Raw genomic sequence first — 1,677 nt, forward strand, 5'->3', positions numbered from 1 at the left:
ATTTTCACCTGGTCAATTACCTAATTTTCAGGGAAAAAGTACCTGAATTTTCCCCTCAATCACTGCAAGGGTCGGGACTTTTTGAGGTCAAAAAAGTCTAAAAGCCTTATCCAACAAGGTTTTTAGATTTATTCAGCAAACCCTAATTATCTACTGATGAATAATTAAACTTTCTAAACTGGTTTGTAAATCTTGGGTTAATTGGGCTACGGCCGAGCGTCGATCGCTTTTATAATCAGCATAGCGCTCGGATACAGAAATAGGTTTACCAATAGTTATTATCGCTTTTTGTTGACCAATTTGGGGACGAAAAAAGGGATTACCTCCCTTAATTCTTGTCACTAAATCCCAGAGTAATAAAATTGTCTCGGCAAATCTTTCTACGGTGGGTTTTTCTTTGACATAATAACCGGTTACTGAGACGAAACTTTCGACAATTCTCATGTGCCACATTTTTAAATTAGCTTCATCGGCCAGGCGATCAGCTAATCCTAATTCAAGGGGAGAAATAGAATGAGTGGGTTTTAATTCTTGGCGATAAATGCGTTCCCATCCTGCTTGTTCTAAACGACGACAGCGATCGATTACATTACCATTAGGAGAAACATTAAAATACTTTTCTACGGTTTGTAGGGCCACATCTAATAAATTGGCTAAACGTTTGGCTAGGGTTTCGTTTGGATCATCGCCATTGGCAGGTACTACAGGCAAAGATTGATAGTAGAAATCTCGATAAAAATCCTCCATTAAGGATAATAATCTTTCTCCTAACCGAAAAAGACGCTCGTATAAAACCTTTTCTTCTCGGGATGAATTCGGGGTGGGTTCTAAACCGCTATCGTTTTCTAAATTAGTTAAAATTTGCTCGATTTCTTGCCACACTGGAGTCAGATAAAAATACTGAATACCAATAGGTAAAATAATTACTTCTTGCTGTTGTTTAGCTTTTTTGACATCATCCACCCCCCAAAAAGCTAATTGAGAAATACCCGGTTCAATTGCGCTAACAAGCTCATTATGTCCGTTAGTTGCCCCTTCCGGAGCAGCGGCTAAAGGATAATCTCCTTCTAATAATAAACGACGAGCCGAACGCAATCCGATTAAATCGGCTTTTCCCCGTTGAATTGGTGTGCCACCTAATTTAGAATATAACCATCCTACCCTTTCTCCAGCCCATAAAGGAATCCCTCGATCATACATAAAATGAGCGTGAATTGGCTTGTTTAATTTTATTCCTAACTCTTCGGCTTTTTTGGGTACTAATTTCCACAAAAGATAGGCCATACAGTAGGGATCGTTAATACTGGGATGACGGAAAGCAAGCAGTAAACGGACTTTTTTCTCTTGACTTTTTTGATAAAATGTGATTAAAGTTTCTAGATTGGCAGCGGAAATTTCTCTTAAGTTGGTTTGAGTTTGTAACCAAAGAGGTAAAAAGATTTGACATCCCTTTAAAAGCAAGGGATTAAGGTCAGGGGGGATAAATTCGAGGGGAGGTTGCGCGCCCAAAGATAGATTAGACATATAAGTATAAGTAGGGTCTGCTGAAAAAGTTTTTCCTAGGGGCAGGGTGTAGGGTGTGGGGTGTGGGGTGTGGGGTTTTACCCATTTTCATCGGGTAAATTACCTAATTTTCAGGGAAAAAGTCCAGGGATTTTCCCCCCGACCACTCCCATA

The 1,677-nt window shown here is 39.6% G+C and carries 1 protein-coding gene; it reads right to left on the reverse strand.

Annotated features, from left to right (window positions below):
- Positions 1-150: 150 nt before the first annotated feature.
- A complete protein-coding gene (locus O9295_RS13720) occupies positions 151-1,524 on the reverse strand; it encodes a 1-acyl-sn-glycerol-3-phosphate acyltransferase (protein ID WP_287739584.1) in 1,374 nt (457 codons plus the stop codon).
- Between the last annotated feature and the right edge of the window lie 153 nt (positions 1,525-1,677).

The organism is Microcystis sp. LE18-22.4A, assembly GCF_027531105.1.
GTDB classification, from domain to species: Bacteria; Cyanobacteriota; Cyanobacteriia; order Cyanobacteriales; family Microcystaceae; genus Microcystis; species Microcystis aeruginosa.